We start from the raw sequence: 1851 nt of genomic DNA, 5'->3' as shown, positions 1-1851 counted from the left end.
CGAGCTGGTAAGGCTGGACCAATCTGCCAGAGTGTGGCTACTTTAAACAAAGATTGCTATTTTAGCTGTTTTATTTCAGAAATATTTCTAAGTATTTTCAGCCAAAGGGAGTTGAACCCGGTCCGGGATCTGGTCCAAATTCAGAAAGTGTTCGGTGATGGATTCGAACCCTGTCCAAATACATCTGCCCGAGTGGCCCTTCTTAATTACATCGTTCGGAATTCTATGGCTTACTTCCAGGAGTGCTATTGCTTACTCACGCGCGCTTCCCCAGTTACTAGGTCTGAGCGCGAAGCGCGAAGTACGTACGCAATGTACTTCTGCGCGCTGTCTGCTTACATCGTTCGGAGTTATGTTAATACTTCGGCGAAACCGATACAGCTGTAGCTGTGGCTTACACTAAAAAAATCGGGTGACGAAATCGTGAAAAACGGGAGCAGCCAGTTTTTCTCGATTTCGTTGCCCGATTTGTTTTGGCGATGGATATGGATTTCTGCGCGCTTAGCGACATATGGATGCGAAGCCGCTGGAGGATCTATGGATTTCTGCACGCTTCCTCAGTTATTAGGTATGAACGTGAAGCTCGAAATTTGAAATAGCATTACAAATATGTCAGTAGTCGGAATTGATCGGTGATTTAAGCCCAATGTACCTACTTTGAACAAGGATTTAAGCACAATGTACCTACTTTGAACAAGGAATTCTTGTTCAAAGTAGGTACATTGGGCTTAAATCACCGATCAATTCCGACTACTGACATATTGGTATGTCACTAGCCGGAATTGATCGGTGATTTATGCCCGATGTACCTACTTTGAACAAGGATTCCTTGTTCAAAGTAGGTACATTGGGTTTTAATCCTTAGTGGTACTTCACTTACCTCACCTAAGGGTGATTCATGTTTGCATCGACAGTGTAGCTGGTAGAGACACAATGATTTATGCCCAATATACCTACTTTGAACAAGGATTGTTCAGAAATGTGAGCAGCTGGAATTGATCGCTGATCAGAAATGACAAAAGTGGAGGCATTGGGAATTGATCGGTGGTCGAATCTGGTTCACCGATCAATTCACACTGCCTGCAAAAATGTCAGTCGGAATCTGAAACAGAAATGCAGGCAGTGGGAATTGATCGGTGGTCAAATCTGAGTCACCGATCAATTCCCACTGGCTGCAAAAATGTCAGTCGGAATCTGAAAAGTGAAAAGTGCAGACAGTGGAAATTGATCGTGGGTCAAATACCTACGTTTCCCAGTCGATCAAATATCGCATCAAAGACATCATGTCCGAGTGGTTAAGGAGATAGATTAGAAATCTATTGGGCTCTGCCCGCCAGAGTTCAAATCTCTGTGATGTCGTTTTCTTAAGTAATCGAAATTCCGTTATCGTATGTTGCTATGTTACAATGGATAACGGATTTGTGAAACGCAAGGTTGCATCTATGGCCGAGTTTGTAAGGATTATTTTTTGAAATGGAATACTGCTGCAAGATCGATGGATTTGTGAAATTCAAGGTTACGTCTATGGCCGAGTTGGTTAAGGCGTTAGACTCAAGTTCCAATCCTCGTATGAGGGCGTGCGTTCGAATCCCACTGGATGCATTTTTCCATGCCATGACAGTTATGGAATTTCCAACTTGAAAGTAATATTTAACGCCAAATAATATGGAAATAATGCTAGGAATTGTGCAGTTTTCTTGTAACCATGTTCTTCACTCAGGAGACGCTGATTCAATTCCCTGCATGGGAACTTTTGTGCTGTTGGCACAAGCAACTTAGTGCAGTTTCTGATAGTTTTTTTCAGTCGTTTGCAGTCTTGGCCGAGCGGTTAAGGCGCACGCTTAAGGCGCG

At 43.2% G+C, this 1851-nt stretch carries 2 tRNA genes; both read left to right on the top strand.

Going from position 1 to position 1851, the window contains the following annotated elements:
• Positions 1-1277 precede the first annotated feature (1277 nt).
• A tRNA-Ser gene (locus HRU21_13280) sits at positions 1278-1359 on the top strand.
• A gap of 160 nt (positions 1360-1519) precedes the next feature.
• Positions 1520-1602 (top strand) — tRNA-Leu (locus HRU21_13275).
• The last annotated feature ends 249 nt before the right edge of the window (positions 1603-1851 follow it).

This window comes from Pseudomonadales bacterium (genome assembly GCA_013215025.1).
Classification (GTDB): domain Bacteria; phylum Pseudomonadota; class Gammaproteobacteria; order Pseudomonadales; family DT-91; genus DT-91.
The sequence above is the reverse complement of the archived record's forward strand: the minus strand, read 5'-3'. Positions and strand labels throughout refer to the sequence as shown.